Source organism: Tenacibaculum profundi (assembly GCF_057162725.1).
In genome coordinates this window covers 101,438-121,184 of sequence record NZ_CM169894.1, presented here as the reverse complement: position 1 = coordinate 121,184, position 19,747 = coordinate 101,438, and the positions used below count along the sequence as shown (strand labels likewise).

The following is a 19,747-nucleotide window of genomic DNA, read 5'->3' as shown; positions in this document are numbered from 1 at the left end:
TTGACAGCTAACAAACTCAATAATAATTTTTTGTTTATTCCTCCTCATCATTTAACTCTGAATCATCTATTCTAAAGGCACTTGGTAATATATCTGGTATAAACTTTATCAACAAAGGTAATAATAAAGCACCCCCAGGAAGCATAAAAACGGTAAAGGCGGGAATAGCTCTACAAATATCAAGTAATTGTTCTTTAACTTTTCCTTTCTCTTTTTCAGTTAAAGATGTTAAAAGTGATTTTTTGATTAAAAATACTAGCTCTTTACTTTCTTGAAGTTCTAGAGCTAGCCTTTTCTTATTTTTTTGAATTGCTTCTTTTATTTCTTCAACTGTATTCATTACAGTTTTCGTCTTTTTTTCTCTGTTTTTAATAGGTTTAATTCACGAGAAGTTTGCCCTGCAACTGAGGTATTTTCTTCTGCTCTTCTAATTAAATAGGGCATGACATCTCTAACTGGACCAAAAGGAACATACTTCGCTACGTTATATTCTTCATTAGCCAAATTAAAACTTATATGGTCACTCATGCCATATAATTGACCAAACCACATACGTTTATCTGTTGAAGCTATGTTATGTTTTTTTGCTAAATCCATTAATAAATAAGAACTTTCTTCGTTATGAGTACCTGCAAAAATTGCCATATTTTTATGATCCATCATGTAAGTAATCGCATTATTATAATTAATATCCGTTGCGTTTTTATCAACACAAATGGGAGATTCATACCCCATCTCTTCAGCTCTGGCTCTTTCTTTTTCCATGTAAGCTCCACGAACAACTTTCATTCCGATGTGATATCCTTTTTGATGAGCTCTTTGATGCAGTGATTTCAAATATGCCATTCTATCATGACGATACATCTGTAATGTATTGAAAACTAATGCTTTTTCTTTATTATATATCTCCATTAAACTTTCGACTAAATCGTCTGCGGCTTTTTGCATCCAACTTTCTTCAGCATCAATTAGTAAAGGTACATTTTTTTCTGAAGCTGACTTACAAACAGTGTGAAATCGCTCAATTACCCTTTCCCATTCAACTTTCTCTAGTTGGTTCAATTCTCTACCCTCAGTTAACTTCTGATAAAGAGCAAAACGCCCAAATCCAGTTGGTTTGAATACTGCAAAAGGTATTGATTTTTTTTCTGCTGCAAAATCAATGGTCTTTAAGGTCATTCTTAAAGCATTTTCAAACTGTTCTTCATCTTCTTTTCCTTCGACAGAATAATCTAAAATACTATGAACATTACCTTTTTCATACATTTTCGTTATATTGGGTAAACAATCGTCTTCTGTTACACCTCCACAAAAATGATCAAATACTGTAGCTCTAATTAAACCTTCTACTGGTAAATGAGCTTTTAAAGCAAAATTTGTAACAGCTGTACCAATTCTAACCATTGGTTGATTTTGAATCATTTTAAACAAGAAAGAAGCTCTTTCTAATTCTGAATCTGATTTTAATTTAAACGCAGTTTCCGTATTGTCAAATAGTCCCATAACAAATACTTTAATAATTAATCTTCGAAACAAATATAATTGTATGGTATTAAATATTTCCATTTTTTCTATTTAATTTGCATTTTTAGAAAAACATAATAAATGAAATCTATTAAGGCCTCAACATACCCTATTTACTTTGAAGAAAAAGCATATATTGAATTAGCTTCTTATATAAAAAACAGAGCATACTCCTCTATTTTTATCTTAGTCGATGAAAACACTTTTGAGCATTGTTATCCTAGATTTATAAGACTATTAAAAACAGATAGGCCTATAGAAATTATTCAAATTGATGCTGGAGAGATTTATAAGAACTTAGAAACCTGTATAGGAGTTTGGAATGCCATGACTGAGCTTGGAGCAGATAGAAAAAGTTTATTAATTACTTTAGGCGGCGGTGTTATAACTGATTTAGGGGGGTTTGTTGCCTCAACTTTTAAAAGAGGTATCGAATTTGTTAATATACCTACTACCCTACTAAGTATGGTTGATGCTTCCGTTGGAGGAAAAACAGGAGTCGACCTAGGTGTTTTAAAAAATCAGATTGGTGTTTTTGCTAACCCTGAGTTAATCATAATTGATCCTGAATACTTACATACAGTAACCCCAAGAGAAATTAGATCTGGAACTGCTGAAATTATTAAATATGGAATGACACATGATATTCGATTATTCAATGAAATAAAGGATAACCCTAATTTGAATATTATTGATTTAATTCATCGTTCCATTGAAATAAAAAATAACGTAGTTTTAGAAGATCCGAAAGAAAAGAATGTTAGAAAAGTTTTGAACTGGGGACATACTATTGGACATGGTATAGAATCTTATTTTTTGGATAGTGAAACCAAAGAAAACCTAACACACGGTGAGGCAATTGCGATAGGAATGGTTTGCGAAGCTTATATTTCTTCTAAAATTCTAAATTTTCCTGAAGAACATGTTTATCAAATTAAGTCTGCTATTACATCTATTTATGGTAAAACAGCTATTGAAAAAGATGATATTAATTCAATAATTCATTTAATGAAACATGACAAAAAGAATGTAGGTGGTCAAATCAATTTTATTTTATTAGAAAATTACGAAAAATTCAAGATCGACTGTAACGTTTCTAATTCTTTAATAAACGAAAGTATTCAATTTTATATCAAATAAAATATTTATTGGAAATCTCCATTTTTGTAATTAATTTCATCTGGCTTGGATCTTTTTATTAAGAACTACCTACTTTCAACAGATTACTATTTTGCTTATAAAGACGTTATCTATAACATTTTTTGTAAATCGCTTCATATTGAGGTAAAATAGTATCTAAAGAAAATATTGAAGTATGTTCTTTTGCGTTTTGTTTAAATTCGTCTAAAACTGTGTCATTTTTCAAAACCTTAATCGCATTTTTTGCCATATCTTTTATGTCTCCAACATTACTTAAGAAACCTGTTTTTCCAGAAATATTAACTTCTGGTAGCCCTCCTGAATTCGTTGATATAATGGCATTTTTTGCTGCCATTGCTTCCAATGCAGCTAAACCAAAACTTTCCGTTTCTGAAGGAAGTAAAAACACATCTGAGAAACATAAAATTTTTGCAACTTCATCGCTGTTACCCAAAAATAATACTCTACCATCTAAATTCAATTTATTAACTAAATTTTCAGCTTTTAATCTTTCTGGTCCATCTCCAACCATGAGTAGTTTAGAGGGGATCTCTTTCTGAACTTCAAAGAATATTTTTATAACATCTTCTGTTCTTTTTACAGGCCTAAAATTACTAATATGTGTAAGAATTCGTTCTTCTTTATTTGCAAGTGCACTTCTTTTGCACTCCACCTCATTTTCATTACTATACTTCTTACCATCAATAAAATTATACACTACTTTTATATCCTTTTCTATGTTGAATAACCGCAATGTATCCTCTCGTAAACTATTTGATACTGCAGTAACCTCATCTGATTTATTAATACTAAATTCTAATGCTGTTTTATATGTAGGGTGGCTTCCTACTAATGTAATATCAGTTCCATGCAATGTTGTTACCACTTTTACATGAATGCCTTTGTTTATAAGCATTTTCTTAGCCATATAAGCTGCATAAGCATGAGGTATTGCGTAATGAACATGCAGTACTTCTAGATGGTGCTTTTCTACAACCTCAACCATTTTACTTGATAATGCCAGTTCATATGGCTGATATTGAAAAAGTGGGTATTCTTCTAATACTACTTCGTGAAAATGTAATCTATGCGATATGAAATCAAGTCTAACAGGCTGGTTATAAGTTATAAAATGCACTTCATGTCCTTTGTCTGCTAAAGCCATCCCTAATTCTGTTGCCATAACACCGCTTCCTCCAAAAGTAGGATAGCATACAATGCCTATTTTCATATTTATTTTGATTGGGTTTTTATGTTAGTGTTCTCAAAAATATCATTTTAATAATTAAGTTTTTTTAAAGATTTGTTAATCCAAATCTTATTAAACTTAATGATGCATCAAAAAATCAGTTTTCATTAAACAATATTAATGACTATCCACAAGTGTAAATTTACAGCTTTACTTAAGAGATTTCGTTTTTTATTTTGTTAAATAAAAAACACTATCACTTTTAATGATAGCGTTTATATTTTATTATTAATTTTAAGGTATAACTTTCTTAATAATCTCCCAATGTTATTGGGTTTTGATCCAATGCCTTTTCTAATTGATCATCATTTGGAGCCTTTCCATGCCAAGCATGGGTATGCATCATGAAGTCTACACCGTTCCCCATTTCTGTATGTAGCAGTACACATACAGGTTTTCCTTTTCCTGTTCTAGATTTTGCTTCTGACATTCCTTTTAAAATAGCCTCTATATTATTTCCTTTTTGTATTTCTAGAACATCCCAACCAAAAGCTTCAAATTTAGCTTTTAAACTTCCCATAGCAAGAACTTCATCTGTTGTACCGTCTATTTGCTTCTCATTAACATCAACTGTAGCTATTAAATTATCAACTTTTTTAGCCGAAGCATACATTGCTGCTTCCCAAATTTGCCCTTCTTGTAATTCTCCATCACCATGAAGAGAATAAATTATTTTAGCATCGTTATTTAACTTTTTAGCTTCAGCAGCGCCAATAGCGACACTCATCCCTTGTCCTAAAGAACCAGAGGCGATGCGTACACCTGGTAAATGTTCATGAGTTGTCGGGTGACCTTGTAAACGTGTATTCAACTTTCTAAAGGTAGCTAATTCAGATACTGGAAAAAATCCACTGCGCGCCAAAACGCTATAAAAAACAGGAGAAATATGGCCATTGGATAAGAAAAATAAGTCTTCATTATCCCCATTCATACTAAAATCAGTGGAATATTCCATAATTTCCTGGTATAGGCATGATATAAATTCTGCACATCCTAATGATCCTCCTGGATGACCTGAACTTACGGCGTGAACCATACGTAAAATGTCTCTACGAACTTGCTGCGTAAAATTTTGAAGTTGTTGTGTTGTTGGCATTCGTGTTATGTTTTGTATAGCAAATGTAATTCTTTAAATAAAAATGGGCAATTACTTTTTTATTTCTTATTTAAATTTAGGATTTACATTACACATCAAAAAATGAATTTTAAATTAAAACTTTAATATAAAAACCTGTTCCGTACACTAAATTTAAATGAATTAGTCAAAATAAAAATTCTACACTTCATAAAAGAAATGTCATTGCTTTGTTTTCTCTTTAGTATTGACCTAATTGCTACCTCACGAATTAAAATGTAAAATCATTGACAGTTTATTATCTGATCAATAAAAGTCTAAATCATTTTTCAAAAAAAATTACATTATTATCTTTATATTTATATTACTAGTAACCAAACCTCTAAAAACTTCAACAATGAAAAAAAAGTTGCATATTTTCTTTTTTTCCCTGCTTTTTAGTATCAATTTATTCTCCCAAAACAAAAATTCACCAACCCCTAAATATCATGAGCTTTTTAAAATAATACCATTGATAGAATCTGATGCACCAGAATGGATTCATTTATTATACAGTTCAAATCCTAATTATTATAAAATTGTAGAAGCTTTTAACACTTATTATAGAAATCATTTATTTAAAAAAAATATTCATACACAAAATTTTAAATATTTCTCTAAAATTATTCATGATCAGGATTATCTAAAAGATGATGGAAGTATTCATATTCCTTCTTTAGATGAACTAAACAAAAATAGTTATCGAGTTTTAAAATCGCGAAATATATCCAAAAATCAAGTAGCTGTTGCAAACTGGATTCCTCTTGGTCCCTTTGAAACTTTTAAAAATGGAGGTGTACAACAAAAGAGTTCGCAGGTTAATGCTTATGCCTTTGCCCAATCAACTGCAAACCCAAATATTTTATATACAGGTGCAGAAACTGCAGGAGTTTATAAATCTATTGATAAGGGATTAAACTGGACTTCAATTGGTGATTTTGTTTTTAACGACGGGGCGATTCAATCAATAGAAATTGATCCAACGAATCCTGATATTGTTTATATAGGTACTAGCAATAAAGTTTATAAAACTATTGATGGAGGTAGTACTTGGAATGTTATACTTAGTGAGTGGAATTCAAAAATTTCAGCTATCACCATTAATAGTAGCAACCCGCAGATAGTATTAATAGCGGGGAACAATGGACTTAAAAGAAGTACGGATGGTGGTGCTAGTTGGACTACATTATTTACAGATCGATGCTGGGATATTAAACTAAAAACTGATGATCCAAGTACTATTTTCCTAGCAAAGAGAAACACTAATAAGAATATTACAGAACTATTAAAATCAACGGACAACGGGGTTACTTTTAACGTAAAAAATAACGGGTGGTTTTCTCCTATTGGTGGTGTAGCTTCTAGTGACGGCGGAGCCAGAATAGGAGTTACAAACGCCGATCCTGACAGAATTTATGTAGTTCTTCTGGGAGAAGAAAACGACGATGTTGATGATAATAATTATATCGGCATTTATCGAAGTGATAATGCTGGAGAAATTTGGACCACGCCTTATGATGGAAATAATGATGGCTCTCCTGATAATGAACCAGGAGGACCTTACAGTAATAACCATTGGTGCTTTACACACTTTGGGGTAACTACAACAGGATACAATCAAGGATACTATGACTTAGATATTGAAGTTTCTGATATCAATCCAGATCATATCATGATGGGGTCTTTAAACCTATTTAAATCTGAAAACGGAGGTGTTACTTATACACAATGGGGAGGCTATGGATGTACAGGATGTGGAAGCGAATATAGACATCCTGACATTCAGGAGATAGAAATGAATGGAAATGATATTTGGGTTTGTAGTGATGGTGGAATTGACTATTATGATGCTAATTTGGATTTTATTGAATCTAGAAATAATGGTATCAATGGCGCTGATTATTGGGGTTTTGATCAAGGGTGGAATCATGATGTATTTGTTGGGGGAAGATACCATAATGGCAATGCCACTTTCTACGAAAACTATCCTTTTGGAAAGTTCTTATCATTGGGTGGTGGTGAATCCGCGACAGGATACGTCAATAAAGGTGAAAATAGAAAAGTATATCATAGTGATATTTCCGGCAAAGAAATCCCAAAAGAAATCAATGGAAACATAACTGACATAGCTAAGTACTCCCTTTTCCCTAATGAAAGCTATGTTCATTCAGAAAAAAGCGAAATTGTTAATGATCCTAGATATTGGAACACCCTATATCTAGGAAAAGAAAATAAATTATGGAGAAGTAATAACGGAGGTCAATCTTTTTCTTTAGTAAAAGAGTTTGGATCAGACACAAACAATTTGGTAAAAGCAATTGAAATTTCAAGAAACGATCCTAATATTATTTTTATAACTCAGAAGCATGGTAACTCTGGAAAACTATGGAAGTCTGTCGACAGCGGACAAAATTGGACAGAAATATCGATACCAGCTAACCATCAAACCATGTATTTATCACTTAATACAAATGATGAACTCTTTCTTGGTTTGAATAATGGTGGTAATAACGCTAACAAAATTTTCAAATCTAGTGACTGGGGTAGCTCATGGAATAATTTAACCACCTCAGCATTAAATGGAGAAAAGATAACAAATATTAATGTTCAAGATGGAACAGATGGAGGCATTTACATAACCTCTAACAAAATGATCTGGTATCGAAATAATGGACATACTGAGTGGCAAACTTTTTCAGACAATCTTCCTCTACATCTGAGAATTATTAAAATACTTCCTTTCTACAAAAAAGAAAAGCTTCGAATCGCTTCCAATCGTGGAATTTGGGAAACCGATTTTTTTGAGAGTTCGTTACCCAAAGCACAACCCATGGTAATTAAACAAACAATTAATTGCAATAGGTATATAGTGCAATTTGAAGACTTTTCTATTCTAAACCATGACCAAGCTTCATGGGAATGGAATTTTCCTGGAGGAAACCTCATTACAACCAATAATATAAGAAATCCTCAAGTAATTTATCCTTCCACAGGAGAATATGATGTTAGCCTTAAAGTAACTGATAAACAAGGAAATATTAGTAGCAAAATAGTTACAAAATTAATAACTGTTGGCGACGATTATTGCGCTACGGAATCAGAGCCGAAAAAAGCTTTAGTGTGTTCACAAAACAATGATTATGCCACAAACAACTCCGTAAACGAAGCTGAAATATCCAATTTTAGCTTTACGTGTTGGATAAAGCCCAATGGCATACAGCCTAACTATTCAGCAATTTTTAGTTTATCAGAAGGATGCGTTTTAAACTTTAGAGAATCAAACAATACATTAGGGATTCATTGGAAAGGAGGATCATATTGGTGGTGGGACTCTAACCTTGAAGTTCCTGCAAACGAATGGTCTTATGTGGCAATTACCGTTACACCATCAAAAATAACTTTATATTTGAATGAAGATTCTCATTCTTGGAATCTAACCACTGCCCCTTTTAACTTAACAAAAATAAACTTAGGCACATATTACCAATGGGAATCAAGAAACTATAAAGGATTAATTGAAGAGGCTACTTTTTGGAAAAAAACACTTACAAAGGAAGAAGTACGATTGACGAGACACCTTACCAAAGACAATGTAAATAATAATAATGATATAATAGCATATTATCAATTCAATAATAATGCCTTTGGAACAATCTATGATAAAAAGGGTAGCAATGACCTTAAATTGAACGGGAATGCTATTTTGGTTGATTCCAACGCCCCCGTTGGTTCTGGAAAAAGTAGCTTATTGGATATTAACTCAGTAGAAACTGCTAACTTTATAAACGCAAATTGCAAAATGACTTTTAATAGTAATGGAACCAACCCTGATGGAAATGTAGTTGTTTCTAAAATCAATTTAGATCCTATTTCAATCCCTAATATTAATACTATAGATTCCTCTTTTTGGATTATTAATACATACGGAGAAAATCAAGTTTTTGATGCTTTAGAAACCATTACTTTTTCAGATATTAATGGCATTAACAATTCGAATGCTGGTGATATTGTACTCTTCAAAAGGAACTCTAATTCGGATGGCACAGCAGATTGGGGATCAAGTATCGAAAATGCCACTGATATTAATACTGCTGATCTTAGTGTTACTTTCTCTAACACAGGTGGTTTAAATTCTTTTGGACAGTTTTATATTGGTAGTAAAGAAACGCTTAATATAATTGATCAAAATAAAAGTAAGTTTATTTTGTTTCCTAATCCACTAAATAAAGGAGATTATCTCTACTTTAGTAATGTAAAGGGTACCACCAAATTAATACTACATGACCAAAACGGTAAACAAATTTTCAAAAAAATTATAAAAAGTAAAACCTCTTTAAAAACCCCCTCATTACCCTCTGGAATTTATTTTTACACTATTGAAACAGAAACTAAAATACAGAATGGAAAATTAATTATCAATTAATTTTCTTTACGATAATTATGAAAATTATTCTAACTAAAATAAACTTGCAGTTGGAAAAAGAAATATAAGCAATTATACTAAGTTTTTTGCTTTTTCTTTTTAGCTGCTGGGAACAGAACATTATTTAAAATTAAACGATATCCTGGTGATGTAGGGTGCAGATCTAATTCTGTTTTTGGATCTCCTACTCTATGCTGATAATCCTCTGGATCATGCCCTCCATAAAAAGTAAACATTCCCTTACCTTTAACTCCGTGAATATAACGAGATTCGCCATGGTTCTTACTTTCACCCAAAATCATAACATTAGACTTAACGTATTTATTATCAAATGAGGTTGTTTGTCCCATGAATCCTTTTACTAATTGCGTATGATTCTGAGTAAGCATTGTAGGAACTTGATCCCATTTAGCAGAAAATTCTTTTAAAGTAAAGTAATCTGTTTCTTTATTAATTCTTCTTTTTCTGGTCATATCAATAGATGAAAATTCATAAGTAGTAGGATTTTTTATGAGTTCAAAATTTTTAAAAGCCATGGTTTTAGTATAATCTATTTTAGATTGGTAATTTGGTTCTGATGGGTCTCCATCAAACATACTCTCACAAATGTCAACTCCATCTGCCGCAAGTGCTATATCAAAACTATCCGTAGCAGAACACATGGCAAACATAAACCCCCCCCCAACGACGTAATCTCTAATTTTTTTTGCTACAGCGCCTTTTTCCTTAGATACTTTCGAATATCCCAATTTTGTCGCTAAAGCTTCTGAACCTTTTTTTTGTTTTATATACCAAGGAGCCGCACGATATGCTCCATAAAATCGTCCATACTGACCTGTAAAATCTTCATGATGTAAATGTAGCCATTCATATAATAATAATTTATCATTTAACACTTCCTCATCGTAAACTACATCAAATGGAATTTCTGCATACGTCAAAACCATGGTAACTGCATCATCCCATGGCATTTTATCTTTAGGTGAATATACTGCTATTTTTGGTGCTTTTTCCAAAGGAACAGCTTCTTGATTTTTCGAAGGAGAAGAAATTTCTTCTAAAATTAACTGTGCTTTTGCTTCTGAAATTATTTGATATGAAATACCTCTAATCTTACACTCCTTTTCTAAAAAGTTATTATTTTCTACTAAAAAAGCTCCACCATCATAATTTAATAACCATTTTGCTTTTAAACCATTTTGTAATGCATAGTAAACAATACCATAAGCTTTTAAATGGTTTTTTTGATTTTCAGAACTCATTGGCAAATAAATAAAATTAGCACACAATGAATTTGTAAACATCAGTAAAACTAGAATATATATTTGTTTTTTCAAAAGTTTAATTATTAGTGAATTTGAGTGTAAAATACGTATTTATCCGATTATAATTAATTACTCAACAACAATTTCTTTAAGAGAGTCCAACATAATTATTATATTTCAAAAATACAAACCCAAAATAAGCACAAAACAAATCAACTATTTGGAGTAAACTAATACAAACTTATTTAAAAAGGAACATCATCTATCCCTGAATTTCCATTGGTTCCGAAAGCGTCTTCAGGTGAAGCAAAATTGCTTGAAGAAACTTCTTCATTAAAACCCGAATTCATACTTGATTGAAATTCACTGCTAAAACCTTCTTCTAAATCAGAGAATTTTGCTAAGTGTCCTGTAAACTTTAAACGAATATTATCAAGTCCTCCATTACGATGCTTTGCTACTATAAACTCCCCTTGACCTTCACATGGCGAATGATCATCGTCATCCCATTCTGTCATACCGTAGTATTCAGGTCTAAATATAAATGATACAATATCAGCATCCTGTTCTATAGCTCCTGATTCACGAAGATCAGATAATAACGGCCTTTTACTTCCTCCACGGGTTTCTACCGAACGAGATAATTGAGACAATGCTATAACAGGTACATTTAATTCTTTAGCCAAAGCTTTTAAATTACGAGAAATAGTAGAAATTTCTTGTTCTCTATTTCCAGCACCAGATCCTCCTGCAGTCATTAATTGTAAATAATCGATAATTAATATTCTAACATTATGTTGTGAAACTAAACGTCGTGCTTTCGCCCTTAAGTCAAATATCGAGAGTGCTGGCGTATCATCAATAAAAATCGGAGCATCTGATAATTTTTTTACCTTAACATTTAATTGCTCCCATTCGTGAGGTTCTAGATTTCCTTTACGTAGTTTTTCGGAAGTCAAACCAGTTTCTGAAGAAATCATTCTTGTAATCAACTGAACTGAAGACATTTCCAAAGAAAAAACAGCTACCGCATGGTTAAAATCAATTGCCATATTTTTTGCCATAGAAATAACAAAAGCTGTTTTACCCATACCTGGACGAGCTGCTATAATGATTAAGTCTGTTGGCTGCCAACCAGAAGTTAGAGCATCTAATTTAGTAAAACCTGTTGCCAATCCGCTCATTCCTTCTTTTGTTGAAATTTCTTGAATTTTATTGATTGACTGTTGAACTAGAGAGTCTGCTTTTTCAGCACCCTTTTTTAAATTTCCTTGTGTAACTTCAAATAATTTACTTTCAGCATCATCTAATAAATCAAATACATCTATTGTTTCATCATAAGAACTTTCTATTAGTTCAGAAGAAATTGTAATTAGCTTTCTTTTGATATATCTCTCAAGAATAATCCTTGAATGAAACTCAATGTGCGCAGAAGAAGCTACTTTCTGTGTAAGACCAATTAAATAAAAGTCACCTCCTACTAACTCAAGTTTTGCACTTTTTCTTAGTTGATTTGATACCGATAAAATATCAATAGGTTCAGAATTTTGAAAGAGCGTATAAATTGCTTCATAAATCTCTTGATGGCGCTTATCGTAAAAAGCTTCTGGATGAAGTATGTCTATTACAGTATCAATTCCTTTTTTATCTATCATCATTGCACCAAGAACTGCCTCTTCTAAATCGATTGCTTGTGGCGGTAATTTTCCTTTTTCAAGATTAATGATACGTGATTTATCTACTTTTTTGCCTCTTAGTGAATGCGTTCTTTCCATGAAGGCAAATGTAACTTTTTAAGTTCAAAATTATTCAATTTCGTATCGTTTTCTTTTTGCACATTTTTAGTAAAAAAAATGTTACTAACTTGTTAACAACATTTTATGTTTCTTTCTTTTTTAGGGCTATAAAGATTACTGAAAAAATAGACGTGAATATATCGGTAACACCAATTCAAAATACATTAATTTAACTTTTTTGCTAAAAAAACAAATTTAGCAGAAAAATACTACAGCAGAAGTTTCTGTACTTTTATTCAATAACGTTCGGATTATTTTAGAAAAAGCTCCCTTTTACTTTCGTAATTAACTAAATTTTATACTATTTTTCTTTAAAAAATATCTGCTCAATAATAAAATACATTTTTACAAATTGGATTCAAAAAAGAATTATTTTAAGCTTCTTTTTAACTACTTTACATTTTTAGTATCGCCTTATCTTAAAGTCAATTATTTTTGCTTTCAACTATGTAAAAAACTGATTTTCAAAATTCAAATTATATTGCAAAAGAACTCTTAAAAAGACTAAGTACAATTGAATTATATTTAAATATTAGGAGGCATCTTGACACTATCAAAAGCAATACTTCAAAAATTAATATTCTTTACGCTTAAAATCAAATACGTAAATAATAATCTTAATGCGTTAAATAAACTTTCAGAGACATAAAAAAGAGACTTATTGCTACGTTAATACTAATTACTGGTTATACTCAAATTAATTCTTTAATAATCAAAAAAGAAGATTAAAACCATCCAACTTCATATATTTTTTTAGTAAAAAATATGTTGCTAACATATTGATACCATTTAATGTTTCTTATTTTTGGGGACTATGAAACTTTCTAAAAAAATAGGATTAGTTATATTAGCTATACCAATACAATATACATTTGTACAACTTTTAGCTCGAGAACCTGCTTTAATAGAAAAATATTACAGTATGGGTCTCTATCCTTTTATATCAAAAACATTCAGGTTCTTTTTAGGGTGGATACCTTTTTCCTTTGGTGATTTACTAGGTTTTTTTCTCCTTTTTTACTTTTTAAAAAACATCTACTTACTCATAAAATCTAAATTTACGAATTGGATTCAAAAAGCAGTTAATTTAACTTTATTCTTATCTGCTTTATATTTTTGTTTTTACCTTTTTTGGGGGTTTAATTATTTTAGGTCTCCCCTGTCTCATAAACTTGGATTGAAGCATTCAGATTATACCACGGAAGATCTTTTAAAAACAACTGATACAATTGTTTCACTTCTTAATAACAGCCATCTTATCATTACAAAAAATGATACGTCAAAAATTGATATCCCATATACTATTGATCAAATACATGATATTGCTCCCAATGGGTTTAACAAACTTTCAAAAATATATCCCGAATTTGCTTATCGTTTCCCATCTATTAAAAATTCAATAGTAAGCTTTGTCCAATCCTATAATGGTACTTCTGGATACATTAATCCTATTACTGGTGAGGCTCAAATTAATTCTTTAATACCTAAAACTGGATATCCTGCAACAGTATGTCATGAAATGGCTCATCAAATTGGTTGGGCTGCTGAAAATGAAGCTAATTTTATAAGTTTTCTAACATCTATTTACAATGAGGATATATATTTTAGATATGCTGGTTACAGAATGGCATATCAGTATTGTATAAGAGAATTATTTAGAAGAGATAAAACTTTGGCGAATAAAATAAAAAAGAAAGTAAATACAGGTATTTATAAAGACTATAAGGACAGTAATTTGTTTTGGAAATCCTATGAAAATCCAATTGAACCTATCATAAAAAGAGGGTATAATTCATATTTAAAAGCAAATAATCAAGCAAAAGGAATTCATTCATACAGCTATGTTGTAGACTTATTAATAGCTTATTATAAACAATCATACTCAAAGTAATAAATCATTAAAAATCAATGAAAAACACATTTATAATCTTTATTTCTTTAAATTTTTTTATGATTTCTTGTAATTCAACCGACTTACAAAAGGAATTTTCTTGTAAAAATCGCATAAATTATAATCTATCTAACGTTGAAGATGTTAGAAACTTTTTTTCTATTAACCTTCCTGAAATCTGGAAAATTAATCTTTACTATGATAATGGGTTGTCCTCTATATATGCTGCAGATACTACTGTAGATTTAACTAAAACTATATTATTAGATGTATCATACATTCACAGCACTATGTCATTTGACAATAATTTTAAGAAAAAATTAATTAATGACTATGAAAATATGAATCTTAATGAAATTAAGAAAAAAAATATTAAACACCTGGATAGGGATGCTTATTTTTCACTTGCCCACGGAAAAAAAGGTAAATTTAACTATCATGTATTAAACATATTCACAATAGTAAATACTAACAACACTTTGCATACAAAAACTGAGATATATGGAGACTCTTTGGTTACTGAACGATTATGTAAATCAATAAACTTAATAGAGTCTATTAAGTTCAAATAAAACTTAAACCCAATATTATTTCATAATAATCCATCTCTTAATTTGGTATAATTATTTTAAAACCATAAATAAAATATAATGAATAAACAGCATATAATTGACCGTTTTATAAGCTATGTAACAGTCGATACTGAAAGTGATCCTAACAATCCAGCTTTTCCAAGTACAGAAAAACAATGGAATTTAGCTCGAATTCTCGAAAAAGAATTAAATAATATTGGTCTAGAAGATGTTGAGCTAGATGAAAATTGTTATTTAATGGCTACATTACCAAGTAATGTAGATCATGAAGTACCTACAATTGGTTTTGTTGCCCATATTGATACAAGTCCTGATTTTACGGGAGCTAATGTAAAGCCTCAAATACATAATAATTATAATGGAGGTGATATCGTTTTAAATAAGGAAGAAAATATTGTTTTATCCCCAAACTATTTCGATGATTTACTTCAATACAAAGGCCAAACAATAATAACAACTAATGGAACCACTCTATTGGGTGCAGATGATAAAGCTGGAGTTACTGAAATTGTTTCTGCTATGGAATATTTAGTTCAGCATCCAGAAATTAAACATGGTAAAATTCGGATTTGTTTTACTCCTGATGAAGAAGTAGGTAAAGGAGCTCATTTATTTGATGTTGAAAAGTTTGGAGCTGAATGGGCATATACTATGGATGGAAGTCAGGTTGGTGAATTAGAGTATGAAAATTTTAATGCCGCCGGAGCCAAAATTACAATTAATGGGAAAATAGTACATCCTGGATACGCCAAAGGTAAAATGATAAACTCTATGACTATTGCGAGTGAATTTATAAATAGTTTACCTCAAAATGAGGTACCAGAAAAAACGTCTGGATATGAAGGTTTTTTTCACTTGCATCATATAGAAGGTAAGGTTGAGCAAACAACACTTCATTATATTATAAGAGATCATAACATGGAACTCTTTAACGACCGAAAACAAGTAATATTAGATTTAGCTGAATCTATTAACAGCAAATTACAAAAAGAATTGATTACTGTTGAAATTAAAGATCAATATTACAATATGAAAGAAAAAGTTACACCAGTGATGCATATCGTTGATATTGCAGAAGAAGTAATGAAAGACCTAGGTATAACACCTTTAATTAAACCTATAAGAGGTGGCACTGATGGATCACAGTTATCATACAAAGGATTACCCTGCCCTAATATATTTGCTGGTGGGCATAATTTTCACGGACGTTATGAGTATGTACCTGTTGAAAGTATTTTAAAAGCAACTGAAGTCATAATAGGTATTGCAAAGAAAGTTGCTACTAAATTTTCTTAAAAAAGTAATAAAAAAACCTGAGTAAATTTACTCAGGTTTTTTTATTATTAGAATATATATCTTAAACCAACTTGCATCTGCCATCTTGATAGCAAACTACTATCGGGACTAAAAGTTTCTTTTAAGTTAGGATTAAAACTATAAATAGGTTGTTGACTGTAGTCAGGTTGGAAAATATTTGGATCAGAATTTCCGTCAGGAAATGAAACACCCAATGGTTGTATATTATTAGGTTTTTGAACAATTCCTAAATCTGAATCAATCAAATTTCCAAAATTTAAAATATCTAAGCTTAACTGCACGGTATGCTGCTTATCTCCCTTGACATTAAAATTAAAGTCTTGTAAGATTTTCACATCCCAACGACCTCTCCATGGAGATAGTGCACCATATCTTTCAACATATTGACCTCTTCTTGAACTCAAATATTCATCTTGCTGTATATAATTTTCAAAGGCTTCTTTTTGTGCTCCATCTGTAAATTGCATTTGATCTAATTCAGCACTAGTTGGCACATATAAAAGATCATTTACAATAGAACCATCATTATTAATATCTCCTCCATAAGTATAGTTAAACCTACCACCACGAGCATACTCAAAAAAGGTTGAAATTGTCGTTGCAAATTTTTCTCCTCCGTAAGTGAATTTTTTTGAAGCTACACCAATAATTCTATGTGTATCTCCATATTTTGAATATGATAAAACATCGTTATTGGCATTTCCTATCGTTGGATTAGATGCAAAAGCATCACCTGTAATTTCAGCTTCTATAGAATTAACATCTTTTGCATTTAAATAACTGTAGGCTAAATTAGCATACAAACCATTTCTGAATGATTTTTCTACCTTAAAAGAGGCATTTAAAATTCTTCCTTTATCGGAATTTGTAAAGACATAAGCATTTGTTGGTCCTCCAAATTGATTTATTGATCTATCTCCATTTAAATAGATTGCTCTGTTGTCCCCTGGTGAATTCAAATTACCTGAAGGTGAATTTAATGCCCAGTTTTGAACATGAGCCCCGTTGATATCCTTAGTGTATGCAAGATCAGTCGATAAAACCAAACCATTTTCAAAGCGATAATCACCTCCTATGTTTGATCTCCATACTTGAGGGAATTTAAAATCTTCGTCAACCGTTTGATAAAAGAAAAAATCAACTCCTTGTACTTGATTTCCTAACCATACGAAAGGCAATCGTCCTGTAAAAATACCTGTCCCACCTCTTATTTGAAGCTTACTTTCATCGTTCACATTCCAGTTAAATCCTAATCTAGGAGAAATTAACCAATTATTTGACGGTAAATCTAAAGAACTCAAAGTTGTCGATTGATTAGTAGATGGATCAGTATAAATATTATTAGGCTGATAAGTTCCTTTTCTGTCGATGTTTTCTTGAATTTTTTCTTTGGTATTAAAGAATAATGGTTTGTCAAATCTTACCCCATAAGTTAATTTAAAAGCATTGTTAACTTCCCACTCATCTTGCAAATAAAAAGCCAATTGCCCTACATTTGTCTCTGCTAAAGACCATCCTCCAACAGCACCAACTTCTAAGTTATTATTTCTATTAAAAGAAGTTTCTGCACCATTAATTAAGTTATCTATCAATCCGCCTGGTTGGGCAAAGGTTAAAAAGTCAGTCACACTTGTAAAATGTCGGTCATCGTCAAAATTAGAAGGAGTACCGTTAACATCAAAACCAAAAGTCCCCCCGTATAGTCCAAGGTTAAAGGAATTATCAAACATAAATTTTTCAAAAGCAAATCCAACAGTAATCGTATGGTCTCCTTTAAAGAAATTCATATTATTGGTTAATTGAAATACTTTTTGATTTAACTTATTGTGTATAGAAAAAGGCTCATGACCTGCCACGATATAATTACTTCCATTTCCGTCCTTTATAAGGATGCTAGGAGCTGGTGAAGATAATGGATTTCTAAAATCATCAAAATAAGTATATCCAATTTGTAATTTATTAGTTGTACTCTGATTAAACGTAGAATTCACTTCCATCAGAAAAGAATCAATATGATTATTTATTTCATATCCTGAGTTTTCAAACTGAAGGATATTAGCACTAGGCCCTCTTAATCCCAGAGAAGTTGGATGTGCAGGGGCTTCTCTTGAAGCTCGTAAGAAATTATAGATTAGCGCTAATCTGTGTTTTTCATTGATATTCCAATCGAGCTTAAAAATACCTTTTGTCGATCCTGAATCATAATTAAATCCTGAATAGGCTCCTGAATCATATCCTAAATTTTTAAGAGCATTACTTACTGCTACTAAATCCGACTCCAAAACGGAAGCTTCATTAACAGCAACTACTCCATCATTATTATCAGGAATCCATCCTTCTGTTCCAAGATCTTCTCTCTCATCCTTTTCAAAATTAGCAAAGAAGAATAGTTTATCCTTTACTAATGGACCTCCAATACTAACACCATACTGACTTTGGGCTAACTTAGCCTTCAATACATCTTCTTCCTTTATTTTTCCTCCTGTTAAGTCTTGATTTCTGTAAAATCCGTAAGCAGTACCTTTGAACTCATTTGTTCCACTTTTTGTTACGGCATCTACAGAGGCACCTGTGAAGCCTGATAAAGTTACATCATATGGAGCTGTTGATACAGATATTTGTTCTATAGCATCTAAAGAAATTGGTTGTGAATTTGTCTGTCCTCCTGGTGTTGCCGCATCCAACCCAAATGGATTATTAAAAATTGATCCATCTAATGAAAAATTATTAAACTGGTCATTTCTTCCTCCAAAAGAACCATTACTAGCTGTCGGCTCTAATCTTGTAAAATCAGCTGCTGAACGTGAAATAGTTGGCAACGTTTTTAATTGAACAGCACTTACACTTGTTTGTGCTCCTGTTCTATCAGAATTAAATGTTTTACTCCTTGAACCTGAAACAACAACTTCTTGTAGCAACGAATCACCATCTTCGGATAAAATTGCATCAATAATAGTAGTTTTACCAAGGGTTAAAAACACATTTTTCGCTTCGAATGTTGTAAACCCCATATAACTTACAGTTATAGTATAAGGACCTCCAACACGTAAATTAGGAATTGTATACTTTCCGTTATCTTGGGATACTGCACCAGATAAAGTACCTGTTGGAACATGTAGTACAGCAACGTTAGCTCCAAATAAAGACTCACCTTCTTCGTCTGTAACAATCCCTTTAATCTTAGAGGTTGTTACCTGTGAAAACGTACACAAGTAGCTTATAAGGAAAAAAACGTTTAGAAATTTTTTCATGGTTAAATTATTTAAATTTTAGTCCAAAGTTACAAAATTGTTTAACGTAATTTTAATACTTTTTGAATTAATTATGGTTCGATTTCAATAGACAATAAAAAAGTTTAAAGTTCTAACAAAAAGATCAACAAAAAACACAACAAAATGAAATACAGCAAGTTAAAAACAAAAGCTTATTAAATAA

12 protein-coding genes are annotated in these 19,747 nt (G+C 31.2%); 5 read left to right on the top strand and 7 right to left on the bottom strand.

The genetic code is table 11. The features are described from left to right. Window positions 1–34: 34 nt before the first annotated feature. Complete coding sequence (locus tag AC2GW8_RS00355; RefSeq protein WP_440880814.1) at window positions 35–340, bottom strand: LETM1 domain-containing protein; 306 nt, start codon at window positions 338–340, stop codon at window positions 35–37. Next, window positions 340–1,503, bottom strand: coding sequence for a proline dehydrogenase family protein (locus AC2GW8_RS00350; protein WP_440882228.1), 1,164 nt, complete (start codon window positions 1,501–1,503; stop codon window positions 340–342). Before AC2GW8_RS00350 ends, AC2GW8_RS00355 begins: the two co-directional genes overlap by 1 nt. A 102-nt stretch (window positions 1,504–1,605) precedes the next feature. On the opposite strand from AC2GW8_RS00350, the gene aroB reads away from it, so the two are divergent. Next, window positions 1,606–2,664 (top strand): 3-dehydroquinate synthase, encoded by a 1,059-nt coding sequence (aroB, locus tag AC2GW8_RS00345; protein WP_440880813.1) that lies wholly within the window; start codon window positions 1,606–1,608, stop codon window positions 2,662–2,664. Window positions 2,665–2,770: 106 nt separating this feature from the next. Here the strand turns inward: aroB and bshA are convergent, their stop codons facing one another. Both bshA and AC2GW8_RS00335 read right to left on the bottom strand, forming a co-directional pair. After that, window positions 2,771–3,895 (bottom strand): N-acetyl-alpha-D-glucosaminyl L-malate synthase BshA, encoded by a 1,125-nt coding sequence (gene bshA, locus AC2GW8_RS00340; protein WP_440880812.1) that lies wholly within the window; start codon window positions 3,893–3,895, stop codon window positions 2,771–2,773. A gap of 268 nt (window positions 3,896–4,163) precedes the next feature. Further along, the gene (locus tag AC2GW8_RS00335) at window positions 4,164–5,009 is read right to left on the bottom strand and encodes a transketolase (protein WP_440880811.1); all 846 of its coding nucleotides are present in this window, start codon (window positions 5,007–5,009) and stop codon (window positions 4,164–4,166) included. 376 nt (window positions 5,010–5,385) lie between these two features. Between AC2GW8_RS00335 and AC2GW8_RS00330 the strand changes: the two genes are divergently transcribed. Continuing rightward, window positions 5,386–9,450, top strand: a complete 4,065-nt coding sequence (locus AC2GW8_RS00330; RefSeq protein WP_440880810.1) for a VPS10 domain-containing protein — start codon at window positions 5,386–5,388, stop codon at window positions 9,448–9,450. A gap of 77 nt (window positions 9,451–9,527) precedes the next feature. Here AC2GW8_RS00330 and AC2GW8_RS00325 read toward each other — a convergent pair whose 3' ends face one another. After that, window positions 9,528–10,754 (bottom strand): asparagine synthetase B, encoded by a 1,227-nt coding sequence (locus tag AC2GW8_RS00325; protein ID WP_440882227.1) that lies wholly within the window; start codon window positions 10,752–10,754, stop codon window positions 9,528–9,530. A gap of 206 nt (window positions 10,755–10,960) precedes the next feature. Then, on the bottom strand, window positions 10,961–12,490 hold the full coding sequence (dnaB, locus tag AC2GW8_RS00320; protein WP_440880809.1) for a replicative DNA helicase: 1,530 nt from the start codon (window positions 12,488–12,490) through the stop codon (window positions 10,961–10,963). 835 nt (window positions 12,491–13,325) lie between these two features. On the opposite strand from dnaB, the gene AC2GW8_RS00315 reads away from it, so the two are divergent. The 3 genes from AC2GW8_RS00315 (at window position 13,326) to pepT (ending at window position 16,291) form a co-directional block, all read left to right on the top strand. Then, entirely contained in the window at window positions 13,326–14,402 is a 1,077-nt protein-coding gene (locus AC2GW8_RS00315) for a DUF3810 domain-containing protein (RefSeq protein ID WP_440880808.1), read from the top strand. Window positions 14,403–14,419: 17 nt separating this feature from the next. Continuing rightward, window positions 14,420–14,974, top strand: a complete 555-nt coding sequence (locus tag AC2GW8_RS00310) for a hypothetical protein (protein ID WP_440880807.1) — start codon at window positions 14,420–14,422, stop codon at window positions 14,972–14,974. Between the two features lie 75 nt (window positions 14,975–15,049). Next, window positions 15,050–16,291 carry a peptidase T gene (pepT, locus tag AC2GW8_RS00305; protein WP_440882226.1) on the top strand — a complete coding sequence of 414 codons (1,242 nt, stop codon included), beginning with the start codon at window positions 15,050–15,052 and terminating at the stop codon, window positions 16,289–16,291. A 47-nt stretch (window positions 16,292–16,338) separates the two neighbouring features. Here the strand turns inward: pepT and AC2GW8_RS00300 are convergent, their stop codons facing one another. Then, window positions 16,339–19,563: a TonB-dependent receptor gene (locus AC2GW8_RS00300; RefSeq protein WP_440880806.1), complete on the bottom strand. Its 3,225-nt coding sequence runs from the start codon at window positions 19,561–19,563 to the stop codon at window positions 16,339–16,341. Window positions 19,564–19,747 lie beyond the last annotated feature (184 nt).